This is a genomic window from Thermus tengchongensis (assembly GCF_021462405.1).
Taxonomy (GTDB): domain Bacteria; phylum Deinococcota; class Deinococci; order Deinococcales; family Thermaceae; genus Thermus; species Thermus tengchongensis.
Genome location: NZ_JAKEDU010000003.1, coordinates 63,525 through 89,373 on the forward strand (window position 1 = coordinate 63,525; position 25,849 = coordinate 89,373).

27 protein-coding genes are annotated in these 25,849 nt (G+C 65.7%); 17 read left to right on the plus strand and 10 right to left on the minus strand.

What is annotated here, in order from left to right:
- The first annotated feature begins 29 nt into the window (after nucleotides 1–29).
- The gene (locus tag L1087_RS04885; RefSeq protein ID WP_234557902.1) at nucleotides 30–1,172 is read left to right on the plus strand and encodes a VanW family protein; all 1,143 of its coding nucleotides are present in this window, start codon (nucleotides 30–32) and stop codon (nucleotides 1,170–1,172) included.
- Here the strand turns inward: L1087_RS04885 and L1087_RS04890 are convergent.
- The 4 genes from L1087_RS04890 to L1087_RS04905 are packed head-to-tail and all read right to left on the minus strand — an operon-like array spanning nucleotide 1,114 to nucleotide 6,355.
- A complete protein-coding gene (locus tag L1087_RS04890; protein WP_038041148.1) occupies nucleotides 1,114–1,374 on the minus strand; it encodes a hypothetical protein in 261 nt (86 codons plus the stop codon). The two genes, L1087_RS04885 and L1087_RS04890, sit on opposite strands and share 59 nt — an antisense overlap.
- Nucleotides 1,374–3,947, minus strand: a complete 2,574-nt coding sequence (topA, locus tag L1087_RS04895) for a type I DNA topoisomerase (protein ID WP_267964717.1) — start codon at nucleotides 3,945–3,947, stop codon at nucleotides 1,374–1,376. The genes L1087_RS04890 and topA overlap by 1 nt, the downstream gene beginning before the upstream one ends.
- Before the next feature lie 33 nt (nucleotides 3,948–3,980).
- A complete protein-coding gene (locus tag L1087_RS04900) occupies nucleotides 3,981–5,297 on the minus strand; it encodes an acetyl-CoA hydrolase/transferase family protein (RefSeq protein WP_234557905.1) in 1,317 nt (438 codons plus the stop codon).
- On the minus strand, nucleotides 5,294–6,355 hold the full coding sequence (locus L1087_RS04905) for an alanine dehydrogenase (RefSeq protein WP_234557907.1): 1,062 nt from the start codon (nucleotides 6,353–6,355) through the stop codon (nucleotides 5,294–5,296). The genes L1087_RS04900 and L1087_RS04905 overlap by 4 nt, the downstream gene beginning before the upstream one ends.
- Before the next feature lie 87 nt (nucleotides 6,356–6,442).
- Here L1087_RS04905 and L1087_RS04910 point away from each other — a divergent pair, with 87 nt between their 5' ends.
- The 4 genes from L1087_RS04910 to L1087_RS04925 are packed head-to-tail and all read left to right on the plus strand — an operon-like array spanning nucleotide 6,443 to nucleotide 9,094.
- Complete coding sequence (locus L1087_RS04910) at nucleotides 6,443–6,925, plus strand: DUF456 domain-containing protein (RefSeq protein WP_234557908.1); 483 nt, start codon at nucleotides 6,443–6,445, stop codon at nucleotides 6,923–6,925.
- A 3-nt stretch (nucleotides 6,926–6,928) separates the two neighbouring features.
- The gene (locus tag L1087_RS04915; RefSeq protein WP_206201852.1) at nucleotides 6,929–7,183 is read left to right on the plus strand and encodes a glutaredoxin family protein; all 255 of its coding nucleotides are present in this window, start codon (nucleotides 6,929–6,931) and stop codon (nucleotides 7,181–7,183) included.
- A gap of 8 nt (nucleotides 7,184–7,191) precedes the next feature.
- Nucleotides 7,192–8,019 carry a prolipoprotein diacylglyceryl transferase gene (lgt, locus tag L1087_RS04920; protein WP_135343329.1) on the plus strand — a complete coding sequence of 276 codons (828 nt, stop codon included), beginning with the start codon at nucleotides 7,192–7,194 and terminating at the stop codon, nucleotides 8,017–8,019.
- 4 nt (nucleotides 8,020–8,023) lie between these two features.
- Entirely contained in the window at nucleotides 8,024–9,094 is a 1,071-nt protein-coding gene (locus L1087_RS04925) for a MalY/PatB family protein (RefSeq protein WP_234557909.1), read from the plus strand.
- Nucleotides 9,095–9,135: 41 nt separating this feature from the next.
- Here the strand turns inward: L1087_RS04925 and L1087_RS04930 are convergent, their stop codons facing one another.
- Nucleotides 9,136–9,600 (minus strand): Hsp20/alpha crystallin family protein, encoded by a 465-nt coding sequence (locus L1087_RS04930; protein ID WP_135343272.1) that lies wholly within the window; start codon nucleotides 9,598–9,600, stop codon nucleotides 9,136–9,138.
- Nucleotides 9,601–9,698: 98 nt separating this feature from the next.
- Between L1087_RS04930 and L1087_RS04935 the strand changes: the two genes are divergently transcribed.
- From L1087_RS04935 to L1087_RS04945, 3 genes are read left to right on the plus strand one after another with little or no spacing between them, the layout of a single operon-like run.
- The gene (locus tag L1087_RS04935) at nucleotides 9,699–10,391 is read left to right on the plus strand and encodes a sulfurtransferase (RefSeq protein ID WP_038041139.1); all 693 of its coding nucleotides are present in this window, start codon (nucleotides 9,699–9,701) and stop codon (nucleotides 10,389–10,391) included.
- The gene (locus tag L1087_RS04940) at nucleotides 10,388–11,023 is read left to right on the plus strand and encodes an MBL fold metallo-hydrolase (protein WP_038041138.1); all 636 of its coding nucleotides are present in this window, start codon (nucleotides 10,388–10,390) and stop codon (nucleotides 11,021–11,023) included. Before L1087_RS04935 ends, L1087_RS04940 begins: the two co-directional genes overlap by 4 nt.
- The gene (locus tag L1087_RS04945; RefSeq protein ID WP_038041137.1) at nucleotides 11,011–11,766 is read left to right on the plus strand and encodes a zinc ribbon domain-containing protein; all 756 of its coding nucleotides are present in this window, start codon (nucleotides 11,011–11,013) and stop codon (nucleotides 11,764–11,766) included. The genes L1087_RS04940 and L1087_RS04945 overlap by 13 nt, the downstream gene beginning before the upstream one ends.
- Before the next feature lie 98 nt (nucleotides 11,767–11,864).
- On the opposite strand, the gene L1087_RS04950 is transcribed toward L1087_RS04945, so the two are convergent.
- Nucleotides 11,865–12,293, minus strand: a complete 429-nt coding sequence (locus L1087_RS04950; RefSeq protein ID WP_038041136.1) for an OsmC family protein — start codon at nucleotides 12,291–12,293, stop codon at nucleotides 11,865–11,867.
- Between the two features lie 117 nt (nucleotides 12,294–12,410).
- Between L1087_RS04950 and L1087_RS04955 the strand changes: the two genes are divergently transcribed.
- From L1087_RS04955 to truA, 5 genes are all read left to right on the plus strand, one after another.
- Nucleotides 12,411–13,187, plus strand: coding sequence for a metalloenzyme (locus L1087_RS04955; RefSeq protein ID WP_234557910.1), 777 nt, complete (start codon nucleotides 12,411–12,413; stop codon nucleotides 13,185–13,187).
- A gap of 84 nt (nucleotides 13,188–13,271) precedes the next feature.
- The gene (locus L1087_RS04960) at nucleotides 13,272–14,267 is read left to right on the plus strand and encodes an iron ABC transporter substrate-binding protein (protein WP_234557911.1); all 996 of its coding nucleotides are present in this window, start codon (nucleotides 13,272–13,274) and stop codon (nucleotides 14,265–14,267) included.
- Between the two features lie 46 nt (nucleotides 14,268–14,313).
- Nucleotides 14,314–15,867 carry an ABC transporter permease gene (locus L1087_RS04965; protein ID WP_234557912.1) on the plus strand — a complete coding sequence of 518 codons (1,554 nt, stop codon included), beginning with the start codon at nucleotides 14,314–14,316 and terminating at the stop codon, nucleotides 15,865–15,867.
- Entirely contained in the window at nucleotides 15,846–16,898 is a 1,053-nt protein-coding gene (locus L1087_RS04970; RefSeq protein WP_234557913.1) for an ABC transporter ATP-binding protein, read from the plus strand. The genes L1087_RS04965 and L1087_RS04970 overlap by 22 nt, the downstream gene beginning before the upstream one ends.
- A gap of 9 nt (nucleotides 16,899–16,907) precedes the next feature.
- Nucleotides 16,908–17,675 carry a tRNA pseudouridine(38-40) synthase TruA gene (truA, locus tag L1087_RS04975; RefSeq protein ID WP_234557914.1) on the plus strand — a complete coding sequence of 256 codons (768 nt, stop codon included), beginning with the start codon at nucleotides 16,908–16,910 and terminating at the stop codon, nucleotides 17,673–17,675.
- Between the two features lie 28 nt (nucleotides 17,676–17,703).
- On the opposite strand, the gene L1087_RS04980 is transcribed toward truA, so the two are convergent.
- The 4 genes from L1087_RS04980 to erpA form a co-directional block, all read right to left on the minus strand.
- Complete coding sequence (locus tag L1087_RS04980; RefSeq protein ID WP_135259315.1) at nucleotides 17,704–18,891, minus strand: ABC transporter permease; 1,188 nt, start codon at nucleotides 18,889–18,891, stop codon at nucleotides 17,704–17,706.
- 9 nt (nucleotides 18,892–18,900) lie between these two features.
- Nucleotides 18,901–19,911, minus strand: coding sequence for an ABC transporter permease (locus tag L1087_RS04985; RefSeq protein ID WP_135259314.1), 1,011 nt, complete (start codon nucleotides 19,909–19,911; stop codon nucleotides 18,901–18,903).
- 76 nt (nucleotides 19,912–19,987) lie between these two features.
- Nucleotides 19,988–21,835, minus strand: coding sequence for a peptide ABC transporter substrate-binding protein (locus tag L1087_RS04990; protein WP_135343265.1), 1,848 nt, complete (start codon nucleotides 21,833–21,835; stop codon nucleotides 19,988–19,990).
- A 133-nt stretch (nucleotides 21,836–21,968) separates the two neighbouring features.
- Complete coding sequence (gene erpA / locus L1087_RS04995) at nucleotides 21,969–22,349, minus strand: iron-sulfur cluster insertion protein ErpA (RefSeq protein WP_038041127.1); 381 nt, start codon at nucleotides 22,347–22,349, stop codon at nucleotides 21,969–21,971.
- An 81-nt stretch (nucleotides 22,350–22,430) separates the two neighbouring features.
- On the opposite strand from erpA, the gene L1087_RS05000 reads away from it, so the two are divergent.
- From L1087_RS05000 to L1087_RS05015, 4 genes are read left to right on the plus strand one after another with little or no spacing between them, the layout of a single operon-like run.
- Nucleotides 22,431–23,561, plus strand: a complete 1,131-nt coding sequence (locus L1087_RS05000; RefSeq protein WP_234557915.1) for a M24 family metallopeptidase — start codon at nucleotides 22,431–22,433, stop codon at nucleotides 23,559–23,561.
- Between the two features lie 59 nt (nucleotides 23,562–23,620).
- Complete coding sequence (locus L1087_RS05005) at nucleotides 23,621–24,553, plus strand: ribose-phosphate diphosphokinase (RefSeq protein ID WP_234557916.1); 933 nt, start codon at nucleotides 23,621–23,623, stop codon at nucleotides 24,551–24,553.
- 10 nt (nucleotides 24,554–24,563) lie between these two features.
- Nucleotides 24,564–25,280, plus strand: coding sequence for an alpha/beta hydrolase (locus L1087_RS05010; RefSeq protein WP_234557918.1), 717 nt, complete (start codon nucleotides 24,564–24,566; stop codon nucleotides 25,278–25,280).
- Nucleotides 25,261–25,848: a DUF72 domain-containing protein gene (locus tag L1087_RS05015; protein WP_234557919.1), complete on the plus strand. Its 588-nt coding sequence runs from the start codon at nucleotides 25,261–25,263 to the stop codon at nucleotides 25,846–25,848. Before L1087_RS05010 ends, L1087_RS05015 begins: the two co-directional genes overlap by 20 nt.
- Nucleotide 25,849: the final 1 nt, after the last annotated feature.

Consider the following 25,849-nt stretch of genomic DNA (forward strand, 5'->3'; position numbering starts at 1 on the left):
TTCCCCTGCCTCCGTGCTACCCTTGGGGCATGCGCTGGCAGCTCTTGGGGGCCCTGGCCCTCCTGCTGGGAGCCCCGGGGGGCTTGGGGCAGGAGGGGGGGAGCCTCCCCGTGGAGGCCCTTCTGGTGCTCCAGGAGGACGTCATCGAGGAGAGCCGGCTGGTCACCTACACCGGGGTCCAGCGCTACCCCGTGGCCTCGGAGGCGGAGCTTTTGGCCCTCATCCGGCGGCTCGCCCGTGACCCTAGGCCTCCCCGCTTCATCCTCCAGGAGGGACGGTGGCGGGGGGTGGAGAAGAAGGGCCTCGCCTTCAGCGAGGCCGAGGCCCTGGCCGCCTACCGGGAGGCCCTGGGGGCGGGGCGGCGGAGCTTCCACCTCCCCGTGCGCTACACCCCCCCTCGCCCCAGCCTCAGGGAGCTCTACGCCCTGGGGATCAAGGAACACCTGGCCACGGGGGAGACGGACTTCCGGGGCTCCAGCCGGGAGCGCACCCACAACCTCCTCCTGGCCTCCAGCAAGTTGGACGGCCTCCTCATCCCCCCGGGCAGGTTCTCCTTCAACCAGGCCCTGGGGCCCGTGACCCAGGAGGAAGGGTACAAGGAAGCCTTCGTCATCGTGGGCGACCGCACGGAGCAGGGGGTGGGGGGCGGGGTGTGCCAGGTTTCCACCACCCTCTTCCGGGCCTTCTTCTTCGCAGGGCTTCCCATCCTGGAGCGCCACGCCCACAGCTACCAGGTGGCCTACTACAAGCCCACCGGCCTGGACGCCGCCGTGATCCAGCCCTACAAGGATCTACGGGTGCTCAACGACACCCCCGGGTATATCCTGGTGCAACGCTCCGTCCAGGGCACCACCCTGCGCTTTCACCTCTTCGGCACCAAGGACCGGGAGGTGCGCTGGGAAGGCCCCTTTGTTTCGGAGCGCAAGCCGCCCTTACCTCCGAAGGAGGTGGTGGAACCCTCCCTGCCCCCTGGGACGCGCAAGCAGGTGGACTTTGCCGCCGAGGGGGCAAAGGTGGAGGTGCGGCGTACCGTGCGCTACGGGGACGGACGGGTGAGGGAGGACAAGCTGGTGAGCGTGTACCGCCCCTGGGGGGCGGTCTACCTGGTGGGGCCTACCCCACCTCCAAAAGCACCGCCCGCTCCACAGGGAGGAGGCGGTGGGGCTCCGTGAGCCGGGCGGCCTCCCCTTTTTTGAGGTGGAGGTAGCGCCCTTCGGGGAGGTCGATGACCAGCTCCCCTTCCAGAAGGAGGTAAAACCCACTCCCTTCCCGTTCCACGGGTTCCAAGAGGGTGTAGGCCCGTGCGGGCACCCCGGGCACCTCCACCGGCCCCTGCCGGGCTAGCCGCAGAAGGTGGAGTTTGAAGCTTTCCATCAGGGGGCTACCGTCTCCTTTCTGGCCCGTCCCTTGCGCATGCGCAGTTTGAAGAGGGCCCGCTGGGCCAGCTTGGCGTTTTCCGGGGAAAGAGGCTCGCCAAGGGCCAGGGCTTCCACCGCCCCGCGCTCCTCCGGGGCCAGCTCTTGAAGGAAGGGTTTCAGCTCCTCCCAGTCCGAGGGCGGCTTGGGTGGGGAGGCTCCTTGGCCCTTTCCTTTGGCCTTTGCCCCGGTACGGCTCGATGCTCCCGAAGCGGCCTTGCGGCGGGCGGTTTTCCCGCCCTTGGAAGCCGAGGTTGCCTGGGCTTTGGGGAGCGGGACCAGCTTGGGATCGTGCGCCGGGCAGGCGGGGTTCATGCAGGCCCCTTGCCCTTTGCCCACCAACGGCCAGCCACAAGAAGGGCAGGTCTGGTCCAGAAGGGGGTAGAAGGAAAGGAAGTCGCAGGCGTTGCTTTCGCACTTGTAGTAGGGCTTCCCCCGCTTGCTCCGCTTTTCCAGGACCCGGCTTCCGCATTTGGGGCAGGTGTGGCCCGTGGGGGTGCCGTCGTCCCGGGTGTAGTCGCACTCGGGGTAGCCGGAGCAGGCGATGAAACTGCCGTAGCGGCCTTCCTTCCGCACCAGGGGCCTGCCGCACTTGGGGCAGGCTTCCCCGATGGGCTCGGCCTCCTTTTTTCTTTCCAGGGGCTCGGTGTAGGTGCACTCCGGGTAGCCGGTGCACCCTAAGAACTGCCCGAAGCGGCTCACCTTGAGCTCCAGGGGCCTGCCGCACTGGGGGCAGGTCTTCTTGGGCACCTGGCTCAGCTCCTTCAAAAATGGCTCGTAGAACTCCCACACCACCTTAGGCCAGGGGACCTTGCCCTCCTCCACCTGGTCCAGCCCCTCCTCCATCTGGGCGGTGAACTCGTAGGCCACCACCCGGGGGAAGCGCTCCTTGAGGTAGTGGACGATCTGCCGCCCCAGGGGGGTGGGGAGGAGGGTGCGCCCCTTTCGCTCCACGTAGCCCCGCTTCTCCAGGGTCTCGAGGGTAGGGGCGTAGGTGGAGGGACGGCCGATGCCGAGCTCCTCCATGGTCTTCACCAAGGTGGCATCGGTGTAGCGGGGCGGGGGCTCGGTGAAGTGCTGCTCGGGCCTCGCCTGGAGAAGCCTGGCCTCCGCCCCCTGGGGCACGGCAGGCACCGGGGGGGCTTCCTCCTCGTCCTCCCCTTCCCGGCCCCAGGCCTTCAGGTAGCCCTCAAACCGGAGCACCGAGCCCGCGGCCCGGAAGGTGAAGCGGGGCTGTCCTTGACCCTCCAGCAGGATCACCGTCTGCTCGTAGAGGGCGTCTTTCATCTGGCTGGCCAGGAAGCGGCGCCAGATGAGGTCGTAGAGGCGGTACTCCTCCTCGGAGAGGTAGGGGCGCACCCCTTCAGGGGTGCGCCTGGGGTCCGTGGGGCGGATGGCCTCGTGGGCGTCTTGGACTCCTTCCTTGCGGTTGCGGTAGACCCGGGGGGCCTCGGGCAGGTAGGCGGGGCCGTACATTTCCCCGATCACCTCCCGCGCCAGGGCCACGGCCTCGGGGGAGACGCGCACGGAGTCGGTGCGCATGTAGGTGATGAGGCCCACGGTGCCCTCGGGCAGGTCCACCCCCTCGTAGAGGCGTTGGGCGATGCGCATGGTGCGGCCCGCGGTGTAGCCCAGGCGGCTGGAGGCGGCCTGCTGCAGGGTGGAGGTGGTGAAGGGGGGCGGGGGGGATTTGCGCCTTTCCCTGACCTCCACCTGGGCCACGCGGTAGGGGAGGGTTTGCGCTCGTTCCGCCAGGGCGAGGGCCTGAGCTTCGGTTGCCAGGTGCAGTTTTCCTTCCTTCTCCCCCTGCCCGGTCCAGAGGCGCTGGCCCTCCACCTCGTGGAGGAGGGCGGGGAAGGTTTTGCCCTGGACTTCAAAGAGGCCCTCGAGGGTCCAGTACTCTTCCCGCCGGAAGGCCTCGATGGCCTCCTCCCGCTCCACCACCAGCCGGAGGGCCACGCTCTGCACCCTGCCGGCGGAGAGGGCCCGCTTGCGGAACTCCAGGGAGAGGAGAGGGGAGAGGTTGTAGCCCACCAGGCGGTCCAGGACGCGCCGGGCCTGCTGGGCGTCCACCAGGTTCTGGTCGATGGGCCTAGGGCGCTCCACCGCCTGGCGCACCACCTTGGGGGTGATCTCGTGAAACTCCACCCTTAGGGGCTCCTTGGGGTCGCGCTCCAGGAGCCTGGCCACGTGCCAGCCGATGGCCTCTCCTTCCCGGTCGGGGTCGGTGGCGATGAGGAGGCGTTTGCCCTGGGCGGCCCGCCTTAGCTCCTCCACCACCGCCTTTTTATCCTTCTTCACCTCGTAGGTGGGGGCGAAGTCCCGGGCCACGTCCACCCCCAGCTCCCTCTCGGGGAGGTCGGCCACGTGGCCCAGGCTGGCCTTGACCTCGTAGCCAGGGCCCAGCATCTTCTGGATGCTCTTGGCCTTGGCAGGGGACTCCACCACCACCAAGGTGGTGGCGTTCCCCGCCTTCAGGCTGGCCCCGGGGGATTTCCGGGACGTGGCTTTGGCGTTCCCCTTAGTCGGCATCGCCCCCTATTTAGGGGCGCCAAGGCCCCCTTGTCAAGTGCGCGGCTTGAGGTCCGCCCCTGGGTAGCTCCTCGGCAAAAGCCTCCGCTCCCAGGCGGCCTTTAGGAGCTCCTCCCGGAAGTCGGGGTGGGCCACCTCGATCAGGGCCAGGGCCCTTTCCCTTAGGGAGCGGCCGAAAAGCTCCGCCACCCCCCACTCCGTGACCACATAGTGCACGTCGGCCCGGGTGGTGACCACCCCTGCTCCTGGGCGGAGGTAGGGGACGATGCGGCTATGCCCCTTGGCGGTGGAGGGAAGGGCGATGATGGGCTTGCCCCCCTCGCTCCGGGCCGCCCCCCGGATGAAGTCCAGCTGGCCGCCGAAGCCCGAGTAGATGCGGGTGCCGATGGAGTCCGCCACCACCTGGCCGGTGAGGTCCACCTCGATGGCGGAGTTGATGGCCACCATCTTGCGATTCTGGGCCACCACGAAGGGGTCGTTCACGTAGTCCGCGGGGTGGAGCTCGAAAAGGGGGTTGTCGTGGACGAAGCGGTAGAGCCTTTCCGAGCCCAGGACGAAGGTGCCGATCACCTTGCCGGGGTGGAGGGTCTTCCTGGCCCCGGTGATGAGGCCCTTTTCAAAGGCTTCCAGCACCCCGTCGGAGATCATCTCCGTGTGCACCCCCAGGTCCCGGCGGCCCTCGAGGCTGGCCAAGACGGCGTCCGGGATGGCCCCGATGCCCATCTGCAGGGTGGCCCCGTCCTCGATGAGGCTCGCCACGTGCTCCCCGATGCGCCTCTCCACCTCCCCGAAGCCCTCCCGCTTGAGCTCGGGCAAGGGCCAGTCCATCTCCACGATGGCGGTGAGGCGGGAAACGTGGACGAAGGTATCCCCCAGGGTGCGGGGCATCCTGGGGTTCACCATGGCGATCACGATGGGGGCGGCCTCGAGGGCCGCCTTGGTGGCGATGACCTCCACCCCCAAGGAGCAGAAGCCGTGCTCGTCCGGAGGGGAGACCTGGACGATGGCCGCGTCCAGGGGCAGGATGCGCCTTTTGAAGAGCCAGGGCACCTGGTGGAGCATGATGGGCACGTAGTCGGCCCGGCCCTGGTTCACCGCCTCCCGGTCCGTGGGGCCCACGAAGAGGGAGCGGCGGCGGAAGTGCCCCTCCATCTCCTCTCCAGCAAAGGGGTCTTCGCCCATTTGCAGGAGGTGGACGAGCTCCACGCCCTCCAGCTCGTCCTTGCGGGCAGCCAGGGCCTTGAGGAGGGGCGTGGGGGTGGCGGCGTTGCCGGAGACGAAGACCCGCATCCCCGATTGGATGAGGCGCACGGCGTCCTCGGGGGAGGTCAGCTTCTTGCGGTAGCTCATTCTAGGTGGCCTCCTTTCTGGCCCAGGAGGAGGTAGGCTCCTTGGCGGAGTTCGGGCACCTTTAGGGGGTCGTCTTCCACCTGCAGGAGGAAGGGGAGGAGGGTGGCGGTGAGGGCGTGGCTGGCGGTGCGGGGCACCAGGGCGGGGACGTTGGGGAGGCAGAAGTGGGTGATGCCCATCTCCTGGTAGACCCCAGGGCGGCTGGTTTCCGCAATGCCCCCCTGGTCGATGGCGAAGTCCAGGAGGACCGCCCCTGGGCGCATGCGGGCCATGAGATCCCGGGAGAGGAGAAGGGGGGCCCTTTCCCCCGGCACCGCCACCGCCCCCACCAGGACGTCGGCGAAGGCCACGTAGCGCTCCAGACGGCTTTGGGTAATGAGGGCGGTCACCGCTCCCCTGGCCTCCCTGGCCGCCTCCTCCAGGGGGGCGAGCTCCTTGTCCAGCACGTACACCGAGGCCCCCGTCCCCAAGAAGGCCCGGGCGGCGGCCCGGCCCAGCACCCCGGCCCCCAGGATGACCACGTCCGCAGGGGGGATGCCGGGGAGGCCGGAGAGGAGCACCCCAGGGCCGAAGGGGGCCTCCAGAAGCCTTCCCGCAATCTGCGGGGCCAGGCGGCCTGCAATCTCGCTCATGGCCTTGAGGACGGGCCGCTTCCCCTCACCTCCCACCAGCTCGTAGCCGATGGCCGTCAGGCCCTTTTGGGCCATGGCCTCCACCAGGCTGGACTCGGCCACCGCCAGGTGCATAAAGGCCATGACGGTGGCCTCGGGGCGGAGGAGGGCGATCTCCTCGAGGGTGGGCCTTCCCACCTTCAGCACCACCTCGCCTCGCCCAAAGGCCTCCTCCCGGCTCACCAGCCGGGCCCCAGCCTCCTCGTAAAGGGCATCGGGGAAGCCCGCCCGCTCCCCCGCCCCCCGCTCCACGTACACCCGGTGGCCCCTTTGGGCCAGCTCCCGCACCCCTTGGGGAGTGAGGGCCACCCTTCCCTCCCGGACCTCTTCCCCGAAGGGGGGAAGGGTTTTCAGGCTCGCGTGCTCCTTGGGCAGGCCAAAGTCCATACCGCCTCCTCGCTTCTGAGCTTACGCGCTTTCCCCAAGGCGGATGTCCCTTGCCCTTCTCATGGCATCCCCGCCTAGACTTTCCCCGTGGAGGCCTTTGCCGACTGGCTCTTCGTGGCCCTCTGGGGCCTTGCGGTCCTCCTCACCTTTCTGCCCTTTTTCCCCGCCACCCTCCTCATCCTGGCCGCCGCCTTTCTGCACGAGCTCCTCCTGGGCTTCCGCGACCTGAGCGTGGGGCTATGGCTCCTCCTGGGGGCCCTGGCCCTCCTGGCCATGGCGGTGGACAACCTGGCCGCCCTCCTGGGGGCCCGGCGTTACGGGGCGGGCCGGGCGGGGCTCTGGGGGGCTTTCCTGGGAGGGCTGCTTGGCCTCTTCCTGGGGGCTGTGGGGGTCTTGGTCCTGCCCTTCGCGTTGGCCTGGCTTTTTGAGTACCTCTCGGGGCGCAGGCCCGAGGAAGCCCTGAAGGCCGCTTGGGGCACCCTAGTGGGCCTCATGGGGGGCGTGGTGGCCAAGGTGATCGTCCACGTAGCCATGGGAATCCTGGTGATCCGGGCCATCTTTCAAGGCTAAGGTATGCTTTTCCCCATGGACCTGGTCCTCGTCACCCGGGAAGGATGTGGCCTTTGCGAAAAGGCGGAAAGGGCTCTTTGGACCCTGGGAATACCCTATGTGCGCCGGGATGTGGACCAAGACCCCGAGCTCTTCCGCCTTTACACCTTCCGGGTACCCGTGCTTCTTCTGGGGAATAGGGTGCTTTTAGAAGGCGTTTTTGACGAGAAGTCGCTGATGGAGTTGATGCAGAAGCTTCAAAGAGGGGGTGAGGCATGAACCCCACCATGATCCAGATCGGCCCCTTGCGCATCCAGTGGTACGGTTTTCTCCTCACCCTGGCCATCTTCATCGGCTTTGAGCTGGCCAAGCGGCGCCTTAGGGCCTGGGGGTTGGACGCGGAGAAGTTTGAGACCGTGGCCTTTTGGGCCGTTGTCTGGGGGGTGGTGGGGGCCAGGCTGGGGTACGTGCTCACCTCCCCCGGCTACTTCCTGCAAAACCCGGCGGAGATCCTTTACATCTGGCACGGGGGGCTCTCCTTCCACGGGGCCATTTTGGGCGGGGCTTTGGTCTTCCTCTACTACCACCGCCGCCGGGGCTACCCCTTGTGGCCCTATCTGGACGCCGCCACCCCCGGGGTAGCCCTGGGCATCATCGCCGGCCGGATTGGCAACCTCATGAACGGCTCCGACACCGTGGGCCGCCTCACCTCTTTGCCCATCGGCTTCACCTGGCCCGAGTGGGCCAAGGGCTTCCCCGGGGTCTGCCTGGGGATTGACGACATCTCCCAGGTCTACCGGTGCCAAGAGCTGGTGCGGGGCCCCGTGCACCTCACCCAGATCTACGGGGCCCTGGTGGGGCTCATCCTCCTTCCCCTTGCCTATTACTGGCTAAAGAAGAAGCCCTTCTACGGCTACGCCTTTTGGAATTTTATTCTCTGGTACAGCGTATTGCGCTCCGTGCTGGAAGAGCCCTTCCGTTTGAACCCCCTGTGGCTTCCCGTCTACCGCAACGACGAGCTGGGCATCGGTCTTTTCACCGCCACCCAGGTGGTGAGCCTGCCCCTCATCCTCTTTTCCTGGTACATGCTTCGGCGCCTGGGCCGGTTAAGATAAGCCCATGGTGCTTCCCCCCCGCAAGGACTCGTTGAAGTGGGGCACCTACCCTGAGGACATCCTGCCCCTTTGGGTGGCGGACATGGACTTCCCCGTGGCCAAGCCCATCCAGAGGGCCATACGGGAAAGGGCCGAGGGCTTTTTGGGCTACCCGCCCCGGGAAGGGGACCAGGAGCTCAAGGCCCTCATCCTGGAACAAACGGGCTTAGAAGGCGATGTGGCCTTCATGCCCGGGGTGGTGGTGGGGCTCTACGGGGCGGTGGCCGCCTTCACCGCCCCCGGGCAGGGGGTCCTGACCCAGGTCCCCGTATACCCTCCGTTTCTGGCTGCCATCCGCCAGCAAAGGCGCACGGTTCTGGCCAACCCCTTACGGGAAACAGAGGAGGGGTACAGGCTGGACCTCGAGGGCCTGGAGCGCCTGGCCTACGCCAGCCGGCTCCTCCTCTTTTGCCACCCGCAAAACCCCACGGGAAGGGTCTACAGCGAGGAGGAGCTTTCCGCCCTGGCCGCCATCGCCCGCAAGCACGACCTCATCGTGGTCTCCGATGAGCTCCACGCCCCTTTGACCTACGAGAGGCCCCACGTGCCCCTGGCCCGCTTCCTCCCCGAGCGCACCCTAACCCTCCTGGGCCCGGGAAAGGCCTACAACCTGGCTGGGCTGCCCATAGGGGCGGTGGTGGGGCCTAGGCCCCTGGTGGAGGCCTTTAAGCGCCACCTGCCCCCCACCTTCCCCAACGTGTTGGCCATGGCCGCCTGGAAGGCCGCCCTGCTGGAGGCCGGACCCTGGCTTCGGGAAACCCTAGCCCGGCTCAAGGCCAACCGCGACCGGGTGGCGGCCTGGGCCAAGGAGGTGGGCCTCGGGTACTTCGCTCCGGAGGGCACCTACCTGGCCTGGCTCAAAACCCCCATTCCCCAAGCGGCCACCTTCTTCCTCAAGGAAGCCCGGGTGGCCCTGAACCCCGGGGAAAACTTCGGGGAAGGGTACGACCGCTACGTGCGCCTCAACTTCGCCACCTACCCGGAGGTGCTGGAGGAAGCCCTAAAGCGCCTTGCCGAGGCTCTAAAGAAAGTGTAAACCCCCCGGGGACGTTCCCCAGGGGGAAGGGACCTCCGGGCTTACTGGACCACCTCGATGGGGATCCGCTTGGCCCGGGCCTCGGCCACCTTGGGCAGGGTGAGGCGCAGGATCCCGTGGCGGAACTCCGCCTTGGCCTGGGAGGAATCCACCTCCACGGGGAGGGTGAAGGTGCGCACGAAGGAGCCGTGAGGGATCTCCTGTAGGTAGTAGCGGCGCACCTTGGGCTCCTCGGCGGGCTTCACCTGGCCCCGTACGGTGAGCTTGTTCCCCTCGAGGCTCACCTCCAGGTCCTCCGGGGAAAGGCCCGGCACCGCCATCTCCAGGACCAAGGCCTCGTCGGTCTCGTAGAGGTCAGCAGGAGCTACGTAAGTAGCCACGGGCCGGGCAAAGTCACCCAAAACCTCCTCAAAGAGCCGGTTGGCTTCCTCCAGCAGGGAGAAAGGACCCCAGGTACGGAAGGGAGTGATCTCCGCAGGGCGCACATCCCTACGAACCAGGGCCATATCTATCACCTCCCTTCTCACTTATATCAGCTGCGCGTCCTCTTGTCAAGTCTCTTTAGGCTTATGCGCCTACCCTTGCGCCCCCTATAATCAAGGGCATGGAGATCCCTCCTGAGGCCGTCTTGGTGGACACCCGGCCTAGGGCTGCCTACGAGGCAGGCCACCTGCCAGGCGCCCGCCACCTGGATCTTTCCGCTCCCAAGCTCCGCCTGAGGGATGAGGCGGAGCTCAAGGCCCTCGAGGCCGGCCTCACCGAACTCTTCCGGGAACTTGGCCTAAGAAGCCCGGTGGTCCTCTACGACGAGGGCCTCACCAGCCGCCTTTGCCGCACGGCCTTCTTCCTAGGCCTCGGGGGGCTAGAGGTGGAGCTTTGGACGGAGGGTTGGGAACCCTACGCCACCGAGCGGGAAGAGCCCAAGCCCGAGCGCTCGGATACCCTAGCCCGCCTCCGGCGGGACTGGCTCCTCACCGCGGACGAGGCGGCCAGGCACCCTCTTCTCTTGGATGTGCGAAGCCCCGAGGAATACCAGGGCAAGGTCCACCCCCCCTGCTGCCCCAAGGGGGGGCGGATCCCGGGGAGCCGGAATGCTCCCCTGGAGCTTTTCCTGGAGCCGGACAAGGTGCTGAAGCAACTCGGCCTGGAGCCGGGACAGGAGGTGGGGGTCTACTGCCACTCCGGGGCCCGAAGCGCCGTGGCCTTCTTCGTGCTGAGAAGCCTCGGGGTGCGGGCCAGGAACTACCTGGGCTCCATGCACGAGTGGCTAGCAGAAGGCCTTCCCACCGAGCCATGAGGGTGTACGGCTTAAGCGTGGGCCCCCTCCAGGAAAACACCTACCTGGTGGAGGGGAAGGAAGGAGCGGTGCTCATAGACCCTGGGGACGAGGCGGAAAGGATCCTGGCCCTTTTGGAGTCCACAGGATTAACCCCCAAGGCCATCCTCCTCACCCACGCCCACTTCGACCACGTGGGGGCGGTGGCCCCGTTGGTGAAAGCTTTGTCCCTACCCGTCTTCCTCCACCCCCTGGACCTCCCCCTTTATCGGCATGCGGCGGAGGTGGCCCGCATGTGGGGCCTCGCCATCCCCGACCCTCCCCTCCCGGTAGAGCCTCTGGAAGAGGGGCAGGTCCTTTTCGGCTTCACCGTTTGGCACCTTCCCGGCCATAGCCCCGGCCATGTGGCCTTCATCCATCCCGGCGAGGCCGGGGAACCCCCCCGGGTCCTTTCCGGGGACCTCCTCTTCCAAGGAAGCATCGGCCGCTACGACCTGCCGGGGGCAAGCCGGGAAGATCTTTTCCGCTCCTTAAAGCGCCTCCTCACCCTGCCCCCACAAACGGAGGTCTACCCAGGGCATGGACCCAGCACCACCCTGGCCCTCGAGGCCAAGACCAATCCCTTCCTCCTCGGATTAGAATGGGAAACGTGAACGGGGCGGATGCTCCCCAGAGGGGACAGCTTGAGGCGCTCAAGGCTCTTTACCAGCTACAGGAAAAGGACCTGGAGATAGACCGGTTGCAAAAGGAAGCGGAAACCCTCCCCGAGGACCTGGTTTCCGTGAAGGCCCAGGTGGAGGCCCTGGAAGACCGGCTTGCCGACCTCCTGGAGCGCCAGGCGGAGCTCCGCAAGGAGTACAACCGCCACAGCCTGGACATCGAGGATCTCACCGCCAAGGAAAAGCAAGCGGAGGCCGAGCAGCGCCAGGCCCAAAGCGCCCGCGAACAGACCCAGTACGAGAACCGCATCCAGCAGATCAAGGACCGCATCAAGGAGCTCCTGGAGCTTTCCACCCCCATCATGGAGGCCATGGAGAACCTGGAAAAGGAGATCCAGGAGGTGGAAGCCCAGCTGGCGGCCTTAAGGCCCCGCCTGGAAGAGCTCTTGGAGGCCAACCAGGTAAGGGTGGAGGCCCTAAAGGCGGAGATCGCCCTCAGGCTGGAGGAACGCTCCCTCATGGCCCAGGCCATCCCTGCCCCTGTCCTGAAGGAGTACGAGGCCATCCGCCGGGCCCGGAAAGGCACCGGCATCGCCCGCATGCACCGCCAGGGCCAGGTCTTCCGTTGCGAGGGGTGCAACGTGGTCCTGCCCACCCATGTGGCGCAAAAAGTGGTACAGGGACAGCTCACCCGCTGCCCCTCCTGTGGCCGGCTCCTCTGGAAGGGGGAAGGCTAAGTACCCCGTCGTGGCTTGCGCCACGACGGGGGCCCCAAAGAGGCCATGAGCACGCCACTTTGGCTTTGGCCAGTGGGGCAACCTTTGCGTGCGGGTACTTAGGCCAGGCGGGCCTCGAGGGTAATCTCCTTCACCGCCCCCAGGGCCCGGGAGACCGGACACCCTTCCTTGGCCGCCTGGGCGATCTCCTGGAACTTCTCCGGGGTTATCCCCGGCACCTCCGCCTCGGCGATGAGCTCAATACGGGTGATGGTGGCCTTTCCGTCCACCATTTCCAGGTGCACCCGGGCCTCGGTGGAAACCCGCTTGGGGGGAAACCCCTCCCGTTCCAGGGAGGCCGCCAGGGCCATGGAGAAGCACCCCGCATGGGCCGCGGCGATGAGCTCCTCGGGGTTGGTCCCCGGCCCCTCCTCAAAGCGGGAGGGGAAGGAATAGGGTCCCTCAAAGGCCTGGCTTTGCAGCCGCATCAACCCCTTACCGCTCCGCAAACCTCCCTCCCATACGGCATTGGCCTTTCTTACCGGCATAGGTTTACCTCCAGTGCCAGGATACCTAGCACCTTGGGGAAGCTCCAGTGAGGAAAGGCACTTTTCCCACGCCCCCCGGGGTTTGACGAAGGGGGACGGGTAACCCACACTAAGGGCGTGCTCTTCCTCTTCGTGGATGGCCTGGGCCTGGGGGAGGCCTTGGAGGACCTTTTGCCCCTTCTCTTGGAGCTTTCCCCCAGGGCCCTGGAGGCCACCTTGGGGGTGGAGGGCCTACCCCAGTCGGGCACGGGCCAAACCACGCTCCTCACCGGGGTCAATGCCGCCAGGCTCCTAGGCCACCATCAGGGGCCTTTCCCGAGCCCCAGGCTCAGGCCCCTTCTCCGGCAAAGCCTTTACGCCTGGGCTAAGGAAGCCGGCCTCAGGGTCCTCCACGCCAACGCCTACCGCCCGGAATACCTGAAGCGGGCCACCGGGGGAAGGAGGCTTATGCTTTCCGCCTTTGCCCAGGCGGCCCTCCTGGCAGGCCTCCCCCTTTTGCCCCTGGGCCATCCCAAGGCCCTCACCCCCGGGTTCTGGGAGGATCCCTACGGCGCAGGCGCCCAGGCGGCGGCCCTGGCCCGGGGCTTCGACCTGGTGGTCCTGGAGTACTGGGCCCTGGACCTGGCCGCCCATCGCCATCCAGATACCCTTCCCGAGCGCTTTCGCGAGCTTTCCCAGTTCCTGAAGGGCTTCCTGGAGGAAGGGGGCACCCTCCTCCTCACCTCTGACCACGGGAACGCCGAGGAGCCCTGGCACCCCAAGCACACCCGAAACCCCGTACCCCTGGTGTATACCGGGGAAATCCCCTTCTGGCCGCAAGACCTGGTGGGGGTGTTTTCCTGGCTGCAAGTGATTATCACTTCTAAACTTACAAAATCCGACCGGAATACTTGACTTTAACCCCCCCTTGGGGTAAAGTCCCCAGGTAGAGGGCGCCCTCGCCCTGGGAAACCCCTGGGGATGCGGGAAGGAGGCGAAATGCAGCTTAGAAGGTTTCTTACCCTTATCGGCCTTGGGGCTTTAGGACTGGCCTTCGCCCAGCAGCAGACCCTAACCCTCTACTCCGGGCGGGGGCAGAGCCTGGTGGAACCCTTGGTGAGGCAGTTCCAGGCGGAAACGGGCATCCGGGTCCAGGTGCGCTACGGCACCGACGCCCAGATCCTGGCGGCCTTGCAGGAGGAAGGAAGCCGTTCCCCGGCGGATGTCTTCTGGGCCAACACCGCGGGCGCCTTGGGCCAAGCCGCCAGCAAAGGGCTCTTAAGGCCTCTGGGGGATACCCTCCTTAGGCAACCCCTGGCCTTCGCACCCACCTCCAAGGCCTGGGTGCCGGTGACCCTGCGCCTGAGGGTGCTGGCCTATAACCCCCAGAAGCTAAGGCCGGAAGAGCTTCCCGCCAGCATCCTGGACCTCCCCCGCTTCGCCCAGGAAAAGGGCCTGGCGGGCCGGGTGGGCTGGACCCCCACCTACTCCAGCTTCCAGGACATGGTGGCGGGGATGATCGCCCTCTACGGGGAAGTCAGGACCCGGGAGTGGCTTTCCGCCATGAAGGCCCTAAACCCCAAGGGCTATGCCTCCAACCCGGCCATGCTGGACGCCATCCGCGCCGGGGAAATCGACCTCGGTTCCACCAACCACTACTATGTGGTGCGCTTCCGCCGGGCCGGGTACAACCTGGGGCTGCACTACTTTAAGGACGGGGACCCCGGCAACCTGGCCTTGGTCACGGGGGCGGGCATCCTCAAGACCTCCAAGAACCTGGTGGCCGCAAACCGCTTCCTCACCTACCTGCTTTCCCCCAAGGGGCAGCAGTACTTCGCGGGCACCGTGGGGGAATACCCCTTGGTGAAGGGAGTGGTGGCCGATGCCCACCTCCTGCCCCTCGAGGAGGCCCTGGCGAAAAGCCCCAAGCTAGACTTTGAAAAGCTCCCCCTGGACCAGGCCCTAAGGCTCCTAAGGGAACTGGGGATTCTCTAGGACCACCCCCTCCCCCCGGATCCGGGGGCGAGCGCCGAAGCCGAAGATGACCAGCGCAAGAAGGCTTCACCAACTTCCCGGGCTCCTGCCCTTCCTGGTGCCCGCCCTCCTCACGGGGGGCGGGGTGGCCCTTCCCCTCCTCTACCTAGCCTTAAGGGCCTTGGAGGCCGATCCCGAAACCCTTCGGGATATCCTCCTCCGCCCCAAGAACCTGGAGCTGGTGAAGAACACCCTCTCCCTCCTCCTCGGGGTCCTCCTCCTCACCACCCTGATCGCCTTGCCCCTAGCCTTCCTCACCACCCGCACCGACCTCAAAGGGAAGAGCCTCTTCTCCATCCTCCTCACCCTGCCCCTGGCCATCCCCGGGTACGTGGGGGCCTACGTGATCCTTTCGGCCACGGGGCCCGGGGGAATCCTCCCCCTGCCGCGCCTCGAGGGGTACTGGGGAGCGCTCTTGGTCCTCTCCCTCATCACCTACCCCTACCTCTTCCTGGGCCTGCGGGCCGCCTTTTTGGGGCTAGATCCCAGCCTGGAGGAAGCCGCCCGAACCCTGGGGGCGGGGCCTTTAAGGGCCTTTTTGCAGGTGGTTTTCCCCCAGCTCCTCCCCGCCCTCCTTTCGGGGTACCTGGTGGTGGGCCTCCACGTCCTGGGGGACTTCGGCACCGTGAGCCTCCTTCGCTACGAAACCTTCTCCTACGCCATTTACCTTCAGTACAGCGCCGCCTTTGACCGGGTGTACGCCGCCTGGCTGGCCCTTTTCCTCCTCCTCTTCACCGGGGGGCTCCTTCTGCTGGAAGGCCTTCTCCTGCGCCGCCTCAGCCTGGCCCGCACGGGCAAGGGAAGCGGGAAAAAAGCCCGGCCCCTAAGCCTGGGAAGGTTTGCCCCCTGGGCTTACCTTTCTCTCCTTCTGCCTGTCCTCCTGGCCCTGGTTCTACCCCTTTATGCCCTCTTCCACCTGGCCAGCCGCTTCCCCCGGGAAAACCTGGAAGGCCTCTGGGAGGCCCTTTTCCACTCGGCCATGGCCGCTGTGCCCGCCTCCCTGCTAGCCGTGGGCATGGCCCTGCCCATCGCCTATCTGGTGGTGCGCTACCCCTCGCCGGCCTCCCGCTTCTTGGAAAGGCTGGCCTACCTAGGCTACACGGTTCCCCCTTTGGCCTTTGCCCTGGCCTGGATCTTCTTCAGCCTGAAAAGCCTTCCCTTCCTCTACGGCACCCTACCCCTCCTCATCCTAGTTTTGGCCTTCCACTTCCTGGCCGAGGGCCTGGGGCCGGTGCGGGGGGCGCTTTACCAGGTGCCAAGGCGCCTGGAGGAGGCGGCCAGGACCCTAGGGGACACCCCTACCCGGGCCTTCTTCCGCGTGACCTTTCCCCTCCTCTGGCGGGGAGCGGTGGCCGGGGGAGCCTTGGCCTTCATCGGGGCGGTGAAGGAGCTACCCCTCACCTTGCTCCTAGCTCCCATGGGCTACAGCACCCTTTCCACCCGGGTCTTCAGTTACACTCAGGAAGCCATGTTCGCCGAGGCCGCCCCCTTTGCCCTAGCCATCGCCCTCCTCTCGGCGGCCTTCGTGGGGGTGTTGCTTTGGAGCGAGCGCCGCTTCTAATCCTGGAAGGCATCGTCAAGCGCTTCGGGGAGCACGAGGTGCTTAAGGGAATCGACCTCGAGGTCTATCCCGGGGAGATCCTGGCCCTTTTGGGGCCCTCGGGTTGCGGCAAGACCACCCTCCTCCGAGTGGTGGCCGGGTTAGAAAACCCGGAGGCAGGGCGGATTTTCCTGGAAGGCAAGGAGATCACCTCCCTGCCCCCGGAAAAGCGGGGGATCGGCTTTGTCTTCCAGGACTACGCCCTTTTTCCTCACCTCACCGCCTTGGGCAACGTGGCCTTCGGCCTTAAGGGAAAAGACCGCCACGAGAAGGCCAGGAAGGCCCTGGAGCGGGTGGGCATGACCCTCTTCCAGGACCGCAAGCCCGGGGAGCTTTCCGGGGGGCAGCAGCAGCGTATCGCCCTGGCCCGGGCCCTGGCCCCGGGGCCGAAGCTGGTCCTCCTGGACGAGCCCTTTTCCAGCCTGGACGCCAGCCTCAAGGCCAGCACCCGGGAGGAGGTGCGCAAGATCCTCAAGGAAACGGGCACCACCGCCCTCCTGGTCACCCACGACCAGGAAGAGGCCCTCTCCTTCGCCGACCGCCTGGGAGTCATGCGGGGAGGGAGGCTAGAGCAGGTGGGTAGCCCGGAGGAGGTTTACCTCAAGCCCAAGACCCCCTTCGTGGCCCAGTTTCTGGGGCGCACCAACCTGCTTTCGGGGGAAGGGTTTGGACGATATGCGGAGACCTGCCTGGGTCCGGTTCCGCTGGCCGAGCCCGCCCACGGACCCCTTCTCCTCTCCCTGCGCCCCGAGGCCCTAAGGCTTCTTCCCCCGGAGGCCCCGGAGGGCGCCCTGGGACAGGTGCTGGCCCGGGAGTTCAAGGGGCACGACCTCACCTACCGGGTGCGCCTCCTCTCCCCGGAGAAGGAGATCCTGGTGCAGGAGGGGCCGGAAAGCCCCTTCCGCGTGGGGGACCGGGTGCGGCTTAAGGTGGTGGGAAAGGGCGTGGCCCTCGAGGGGCATCCCTCCAAGGCCCCGGTGGGGGCGGATTAAGCTGGGTGCGTGCGCCGCATCCTGATCCTCACCGAGTACGATGGCACCCATTTTGCGGGGCTTCAACGCCAGCGCCCGGGCCTGCGCACCGTACAGGGGGAGCTGGAAAGGATTTTGCCGGAAATCGGGGCCCTGCCCAAAGCGGTGGCCGCCGGGCGCACGGACGCCGGGGTCCACGCCCTGGCCATGCCCTTCCACTTTGACCTCCCGGGGAGGATCCCCACGGAGAAGATCCCCGAGGCCCTAAACCGCCTCCTTCCCGAGGACCTCAAGGTGCTCGCCGCAAGGGAGGTGGCCCCAGACTTCCATGCCCGCAAGGACGCCCTCTGGCGGGCTTATCTTTACCGGGTGCTCCTCCGGCCCCACCCCTCCCCCCTCCTGCGGCACCGGGCCCTTTGGATCCGCCACCCCCTGGACCTCGCCGCCATACAGGAGGCCCTCGCCTACCTCCCGGGCCGGCACAACTTCCTGGGGTTCGCCAAGGAAGAGGTGCGGGCAGGGGAAAGGGAGCTTTACGAGGCCCGCATGGAGGAGGTGGAAGGGGAAGCGGGTAGGGAGCTACGCTTCTACTTCCGGGGCCAAAGCTTTCTGAGGGGCCAGGTGCGGGGAATGGTGGGAACCCTCCTCGAGGTGGGCCTGGGCAAGCGCTTCCCGGAGAGCCTCCGGCTCATCCTGCAAACCCAGGACCGGGGCCAAGCGGGCCCCTCGGCACCACCCCAGGGGTTATATTTCCTCGAGGCGCGCTACCCGGAGGACAAGCTCCCCCCAAAAACCTGAGGACCGGGGAAACCCCGGCCCTCACCGCCTAGAGCCTACTCCTCGGGTCCAAGGCATCCCGAAGGCCGTCCCCCACGAAATTGAAGGCCAAAACAGTGAGAAAGATCATGAAGCCGGGGGGTAAGGCCAACCAGGGGGCCATGAAGATGTACTCTTGGGCATTGGCCAACATGTTCCCCCATGTGGCCACTGGAGGCTGGATGCCAAAGCCCAAAAAGGAGAGGGCAGACTCCACCAAAATGGCGTTGCCGATTTGCAAGGTGGCCAAGACCACCAGGGGAGCCAAGGCGTTGGGCACCAGGTGCCGGAAAAGCACCCGGAAATCGGAAGCACCGAGGGCCTGGGCGGCAGTGGCATAATCCTGTTCTCGCAAAGCCAAGATCTGTCCCCGAACGATTCGCGCGGACGTCAGCCAGCCGAAGAGCACCAAGATTAGGATAATGAGGAAGACGCTGGCCGCATCCCCCAAAGCCCCTTGTATCCAGGCACCGAAGGCCACCCGGGGATCGCGAAGGAGAGCGGAAAGAACCAGGAGGAGCGGAAGGGTAGGGATGGCCAACATGAAGTCAATGAGGCGGCTTATAGCTGTGTCCAGATCCAAAACCGCCTTGCCCTTAAAACCCCAAAAAGCCGCCCACACGAGGGCGCCCACGCCCAAAAGAAAGAAGGCCCAAGCCAGGGGGGAACCCGCCTCCCGCCCCAGGTGGGTCACGCCGAAAACCATCTGCCCTAGCAGGTAGATAAGGCCGTAAAAAGCAAACCACGAAAGGACGCGCCACAGGGCAAAGCCCAGGGGGTACCATCCTCCCCGCTCTTGCCTTAGCGGCCCCAGGTACAGGCGCAAGGGGCGACCTGCGTAGTATCCCGCCAAAGCGCCCATTATAAGGCCCACAAAGACACTGGAGAAGGAAACGGCAAAGCCCACCAGGAGGGATATTCGCGCCCCGTAGATCAGGCGGGAAAGCACATCCCGCCCAAGATCATCCGTGCCCAAGGGATGCTCGGGGCTGGGGGGAGCAAAGATCCGCGCGGAAAGGTCATCGCTTCGAGGCTGAGCAAAGGGGTCGTGAGGCGCTATCCAAGGGGCGAAAACGGCCACCAAAACCAGCAGAGCGATGAAGGTGAGGCTGACCATGGCCAGCTTATGCCGCCGAAAACGCCGCCAGAACAGAGCGGAAAAGGAGCGGGCTTGGGTATTCACCGCCTGTGTCGCCATAGTTCACCTCTAGCTGTAGCGAATGCGGGGATCCACTACCGCATAAAGCAAGTCCGTGACCAGGTTGAAAAGAGCCACCATCAAGGCTAAGAAAGCCAGGGCAGCCATGGCCACGTTGTAGTCTTTCTCCACCAAAGCGTCAAAAATGGCCCGGCCCATCCCTGGGTAGCTGAACACGGTTTCCGTAAGCACCGCACCGCTCATCACCCCAGGTATGGCGAGGCCCACCAAGGTGACGATGGGTATCAGGGCGTTGCGCAGAGCGTGCTTATAGAGGACCACCCGCTCCGCCAACCCCTTGGCCCGGGCGGTACGGATGTAGTCCTGGGAAAGCACCTCCAGCAGGGAGGCCCGCATGAAGCGGGTCCACTCAGCCATGGATCCCGTGCTTAGCACGATCACCGGCAAAACCAGGTGCCAGGCCCAGAGGCGTAGGTACTCCCAGAGGCTTACGATCCCTTGCCGGACCTCTTCAAAAAGCAGGGGAGGCACACCTCCGGTGGGGAACTGGGGAAAACCGGGGATAGCCTCGGGTAAGCGCACGGAAAAGAGGTAGAGGAGGAGAATGCCGAGGAAGAAGTTGGGTATGGAAAGACCCACGAAAGCCAAGAAGGTAACGATATAATCCGCAGGGGTGTACTGCCGCACCGCTGAGAAGACGCCCACGGGAATGGCCACCAACAAGGCTACTAAAAGGGAAATCCCCGAGAGAAGCAGCGTCTTGGGCAGGCGCTGCTCAAAGATGTACTCAGCAGCAGCCACCCCATAGGTGCGGCTATAGCCTAAGTCTCCCTGAAGGACGCGGGTGAGCCACTTGGCGTAGCGCACGTGAATGGGGTCGTCCAACCCGTAAGCCCGCCGGAGCGCCTGCAACTCCTCGGCAGTGATCCTGGGATTTTGCATCCGCACTTCATCCAAAGGATCCCCCGGCTGTAGGGCCAAGAGGGCAAAGATCGCGAAAGAAGCAGCCAGGAGCAGGGGGACCATCTGCAAAAGCCGACGCACAGTGTAAGCTATCATTTTTCCTCCCAAAAACGCTTCTAGACAAGAAAGGCCCCGCCGGGTCGTCCCCGGCGGGGTTCACTATACCACGAGGCTAGCGAACCGGGAGAGCGTACTTGGCCTGATCGAAGAGCTTCTGCGCTCCACGGCTCTCCCAACCGATGGCCCAAGGCCACCAGTTGGGGTAGTTGTTCCCGCCTGAGTAGGCTGCAGACACGTAGTTCACAAGGCCCTTCCGCACCACCAGGGGGTCGGCCCGGAAGTAAAGGGGCAGAGCAGGCAACTCCTCTGCCCAGATCTCTTGCATCCGGTCAAAGAGCTGCTTGCGGCGCGCCTGGTCAAACTCCAGGTTGGCCTGCTCCCGCAGGCGGTCGTACTCGGGGTTGCACCAACCGCCCACGTTCTGGCCCACATAGTTGTTCTCCCGGGTGGGTCGGAACTCGCAGGCGAAGAGGTTACCCTGCTCCGCCAAGCCCGATACCCAGGCGAACATGAACATCCCCGTCCAACGCCCCTCGCTGGCCCGCTGGATGAAGTCATCCGCAAAGACCACGGCGCTGGGAGCATTGTTGATCCTAACAGCAATGCCGATCTTGCGGAAGTCCTCAGCCACGAACTGCTGGAAGCGCTCACGCACCACGTTGCCCGCCGTGGTCACCCACTCGATCTCAAAGCGCACCGTCCGGCCGTCCACCGTCCGCTGCAGGATCCCGTCCGGCCCAGGCCGCCACCCCATCTCCGCCAAAAGCGCCCGCGCCCGGTCCAGGTTGTACTCGTACTTGCGCACGTTGGGGTTGTGCAGGGGGTTGGTGGGAGCGATCCAGGTATGGGAAACCGGCTGCAGGCCCTGGAAGAAGGTGCGCACGAAGCCTTCCCGGTTGATGGCATGGAGGAGGGCCTGACGGGTACGCTTGTCGTTCAAGCCCAGGTCGCGCACCTGCGGGACGTTGGGGAACTGGTTGATATCGATGTGCTCCCAAATGGCCCCAGGCACGAACCAGATATCGAAATTGCGACCCACCCGGTTCACGAACTCCCGGGCTCGAGCCTGATCAAATGTCAGGCCTACGCGGGAGATGGCGTCTAGGCTCCCACCCATGAAGGCTACCTGCAAAGAGGCCGTGTTTTGGATGAAGCGGTACGTGACCCGCTGCACGTAGCGGCTGGCACCCCCTGGAGGTTCGATGGGGAAGTTGGGGTTGCGCACCAGCTCCAGGGTGCTCCCCGGCACCCACCGCTGGACGACAAAGGGACCAGAGTACGCCATTTTCCTCTGGTTCAGGTAGGCCGGGGTGGAGAACTGGGTGAAGAAGTTGCGGTAGATTTCGTTCAGCCGCTGGGCATCCCTTGCGGGATCAAGGGCCGCGGTCTGGCGTTTCACCTGCTCCCACGCCGCGCCCATGATGTGCTTGGGAGCGTAACCGATGGGCGAACCGATCAGGTCGGTGGCGTAGGCGGGCTCAAAGATAACGGTGAAGTTGCGAGCGTCGCGTACACGCAGGTTCACCCGCTGCCAGTAGTCCGGGTTCAACACGGGCATGCCCTTGGCCTTGCCCACCTCAAAGTAAAACTGAACGTCCTCCGTAGTTAGGGGCCTACCGTCAGACCACCTGGCGTCCGGACGGATGGTGAGGTCGATTTCCAGGCGCCTCTTACCACCCCCGATGTCGGTGAAGCGCACCCGGCCATTTTGCACCGTGGGGACTTCCGTGGCCAGGACAGCCACGTTTTTGCCGTCCAAGTCGATGGTGATGAAGGGGGGGTAGAGGTACTGCTCGATCTCCGCCTTGATGGACTGGTTGGAGATGACGCTGAGGAAGTCCCCCGCCAACACCCTAGGCTCCTGGGAAGCCCCTACGACCAGGCTGTTGTCCTGGGGACCTGCTAGGGCCAGGCCCAGGGCGGTTAAACCGAGTACAGCCAGCTTGCCTACTTTTCTCATACGGCCTCCTTTCGTGGTCGCGGCACTATCCTTAGTGGCCGAGGCTATTATACGGCGCCTCCCATGAAGGTCAATGGGAAGAAGGTTAAAGGGGCCCAGGACCTGGGCCCCAAAAGGTGCTCAAAAGGGGGAATCAGTGGCCGCAGGCGCGGACCTCGCCTTCCTGGTCCTTGGTGCGAAAGGAGTGGCCGCAGCCGCAGGTGCTGGCGGCGTTGGGGTTGTGAACGGTGAAGCCGCCGCCCATAAGGCTTTCCACCCAGTCGATCTCCGAGCCCACCAGGTAGGGCAGGGACCTGGGGTCCACCACCAGGCGCACCCCGTGCATCTCCACCAGGGTATCCCCCTCGAGCTCCCTTTCGTCCACGGCCATGCCGTACTGGAAGCCCGAGCACCCGCCGGACTTGACGTAGACCCGGATGGCCGCATGCTCCTTGCCATAACGGGCCAGGATCTCCTTAGCCTTCTCCGCCGCCAAGGGGGTAATGCGGATGACCGCCTCCTGCGTTTCGACCATCTTCCAAACCTCCCTACCCCCCAACGTAGCACGTCAGGGGTAAGAAAAGGTGAGGTGGGTTCCAAGGGGTAGCATGGAAACGTGGAGCTCACCCGCGTGCAGGAAATCCTCAGGGAAGAGAGGCTGGATGCTTGGCTCCTCCTCTCCTTTGGCCGGAGCAATCCCTTGGCCCTCGAGGTGCTTGCCCTCACCCACCTTCACCTAACCCGCCGTTTTGCCTACCTCATCCCCCGGGAAGGGGAACCCGTGCTCCTCTGCCACGCCATAGAGGAAAGCCTCTTTCCCCCCCTTCCCGGGAAGAGGCGCACCTACCACACCTGGCGAGGGTACCTGGAAGCCCTTTCGGAGCTTTTGGAAGGACAGCGGCGCATCGCCTTGGAGTATGTGCCGGGAGGGCTCATCCCCTACCTGTCCCGGGTGGATGGGGGCAGTTTGGACCTTCTCAGGGGAATGGGCCTCGAGCTCGCCTCCTCCTGGCCCTTGCTCCTCCTCTTCCAGACCTGGGGGGAGGAAAAGCTAAGGAGCCACCGCCGGGCAGCCGAGGGCCTGGTGGCCGCCAAGGACCAGGCCATAGCCTTCCTGCGCCAAAACCCTGGGTCCACGGAACAGGCGGTACAGGCCGTCTTGGTCCAGGCCCTGGAGGAACGGGGCCTGGCCTTTGACCACCCCCCCATGGTGGCCTTCGGCCGAAACGCCGCCAACCCTCACCACACCCCCACGGACAAGGCCCTCGAGGAGGGGGAGGTGGTGCTTTTGGACCTCTGGGCCAAGGAGAAAGGCGGGGTCTATGCCGACATCACCTGGATGGCGGGCCTAAGGCCTCCCGAGGCCGCCCACCAAGCCTTCCAGGCTGTGGTAAAGGCCCGGGATGAGGCCATCCGCTTCGTGGCCGAGGCCTACCAAAGAGGGCGCTACCCCAAGGGCTTCGAGGTGGACCAGGTGGCCCGGAAGCTTCTGGAAGACGCAGGCTACGGCCCCTACCTCCGCCACCGCACGGGGCATAACCTGGGGGAGGAGGTCCACGGCTCGGGTCCCCACCTGGATGACCTGGAAACCCACGACTTCCGCCCCTTGGTGCCGGGGCTGGCCTTCACCGTGGAGCCCGGGCTTTACCTGCCTGGCTTCGGGGTGCGCACCGAGGTGAACGTCTACCTGCACCCCACGGGTCCGGAGGTTACCACTCCCTTGCAGGAAGCCCTCACCCTCCTTTAAGTAGCCCCTTCGGGGCCAACTTGGGCATACCCCTCTCCCGTGGTATCTTGGGGAACGGCATGGACCGCCCCCTGCTGATCTTCTCCGGCCAGTCCAACCGCCCCCTGGCCCAAGCCATCGCCGAGGCCCTGGGGCTCCCCTTGGGCAAAAGCACCACCTTGCGCTTCGCCAATGACAACCTCTTCGTGCGCTTCGAGGAAAGCCTGAGGGAAGGGGATGTCTTCATCGTCCAGTCCCTGACCCCTCCGGTGCAGGACCACCTCATGGAGCTCCTCATGATGGTGGACGCCGCCAAGGGGGCCAGCGCCGCCAGGGTCACGGCGGTCATCCCCTACTTCTCCTACGCCCGGAGCGACAAGAAGGACGCCCCCCGCATCTCCATCGCCGCCCGGCTCATCGCCGACCTCCTCCAGACCGCCGGGGCCGACCGGGTCCTCACCATGACCCTGCACTCCCCCCAGGTCCACGGCTTCTTCAAGGTGCCCGTGGACCACCTCTCCGCCGAGCCCGTCATCGCCAACCACTTCGCCACCCGGGTGGACCTGGAAAACGCCGTGGTGGTGGCCCCGGACGCGGGGGACCTCAAGCGGGCCAGCTCCCTGGCCCGCAGGCTCGGCCTCCCCCTGGCCTTCATCGACAAGGAGCGGGTCTCGGACACCGAGGTGCGGGTGCGGATGCTGGTGGGGGAGGTGAAGGGGAAAACCGCCCTGATCGTGGACGATGAGATCTCCACCGCCGGAAGCCTGGTGGAGGCGGTGGACGCCCTCCTGCAGGCGGGGGCCAAGGAGGTCTACGCCGCCGCCACCCACGGGGTCTATGTGGGCCCGGCCCTGGAGCGCATCGCCCAGAGCCCGGTCAAGGAGGTGGCCGCCACCGACACCTGCCCTCCCAAGGAGGGTCCCAAGCTCAAGACCCTCTCCGTGGCCCCCCTCTTCGCCGAGGCCATCTGGCGCATCCACCGGGGGGAGTCGGTGTCCAGTCTGTTCACCTGAGGGGAGCGGGATGCGGAAAGAAGCCTTCACCCTGGCGGGGCAAAGCGTGCTGGCCCACATCCCCGAGCGCCCGAGGGCCCTCCTCCTGGCCCTCCACGGGCTTCAGGGCTCCAGGGAACACATCCTTTCCCTCCTCCCGGGGTATGCGGAAAGGGGCTTCCTCCTCCTGGCCTTCGACGCCCCCCGGCACGGGAAACGGGAAGGCCCACCCCCCTCCTCCAAAAGCCCCAGGTATGTGGAGGAGGTGTACCAGATAGCCCTGGCCTTTGCCGAGGAAACCAGGGAAGTGGCCCAGGAGGCCAGGGAACGCTTCGGCCTACCCCTTTTCCTGGCAGGAGGGAGCCTGGGGGCCTTTGTGGTGCACCTGCTTCTTTCCCAGGGGTTCCGGGCAGAAGGGGCCCTGGCCTTCATTGGAAGCGGCTTTCCCATGAAGCTCCCCCAGGGTCAGGAGGTACGGGACCCTCGAGTCCTGGCCCTTTACGAAACCCCTCCCGCCCAGAGGGGGGAAGCCTATGGAGGTGTGCCCCTCCTCCACCTCCACGGCACCAAGGACCTGATCGTGCCCCTTTCCCGCATGGGGAAAACCGTGGAGGCCTTGAGGCCCCACTACCCCGAAGGCCGCTTAGCCTGGTTTGTGGAGGAGGGAGCCGGGCACGCCATCACCCCCCTGATGGCCCGGATGGGGCTGGCCTTCTTGGAGGCTTGGCTTGATCCTGGAAGGCCTTAAGGGGTATAGGGGCTACCCTGGGGGCTTCAAGGCCTATGCCAAGGCCTTCCCCACGGTGGAGCTCTCTTGGTGGCACCGGGCGGGGGACAAGAGGACCATAAGCCGCTTGAAGACCCTGGCCCCGGTGGGATTCCGCTTCAGCGTCTTTGGCCACAAGCACTTCTCCTTCCAGCCCTCAGGGGGGGAGAGGCGTACCTTAAGGCGCTTCTTAAGGCGGTTTGGGCTCTTTGGGGAGAAAAGGGGGGCGGTGCGGATTGCGGTTCCTCCGAGTGTGGACCCCACCCAACTGGCCCGCTGGCTGGACCTTTTGGAGGAGGTCTTGAAAGAGGTGGGGCCGGTACCCCTTGCCTTTCAAGCCGAGGAGGCCTTGCATCCCCTTCTCAAAGAACGGGGCTACGCCCTGGTAAACCAAACGGGAGGCCCTTTCCTCTACCTGGTGGACCCTGGGGAAATCCCCAGGGAAGGCCAGGGGTACCTTTACCGGAGCCCCACCTCTTCCCAAGCCGCCCCTTCCGCCCTACACTCAAGGGCGGAGGTTGACCGGGATTGGTCAGCCCTGGAGGGCTAGC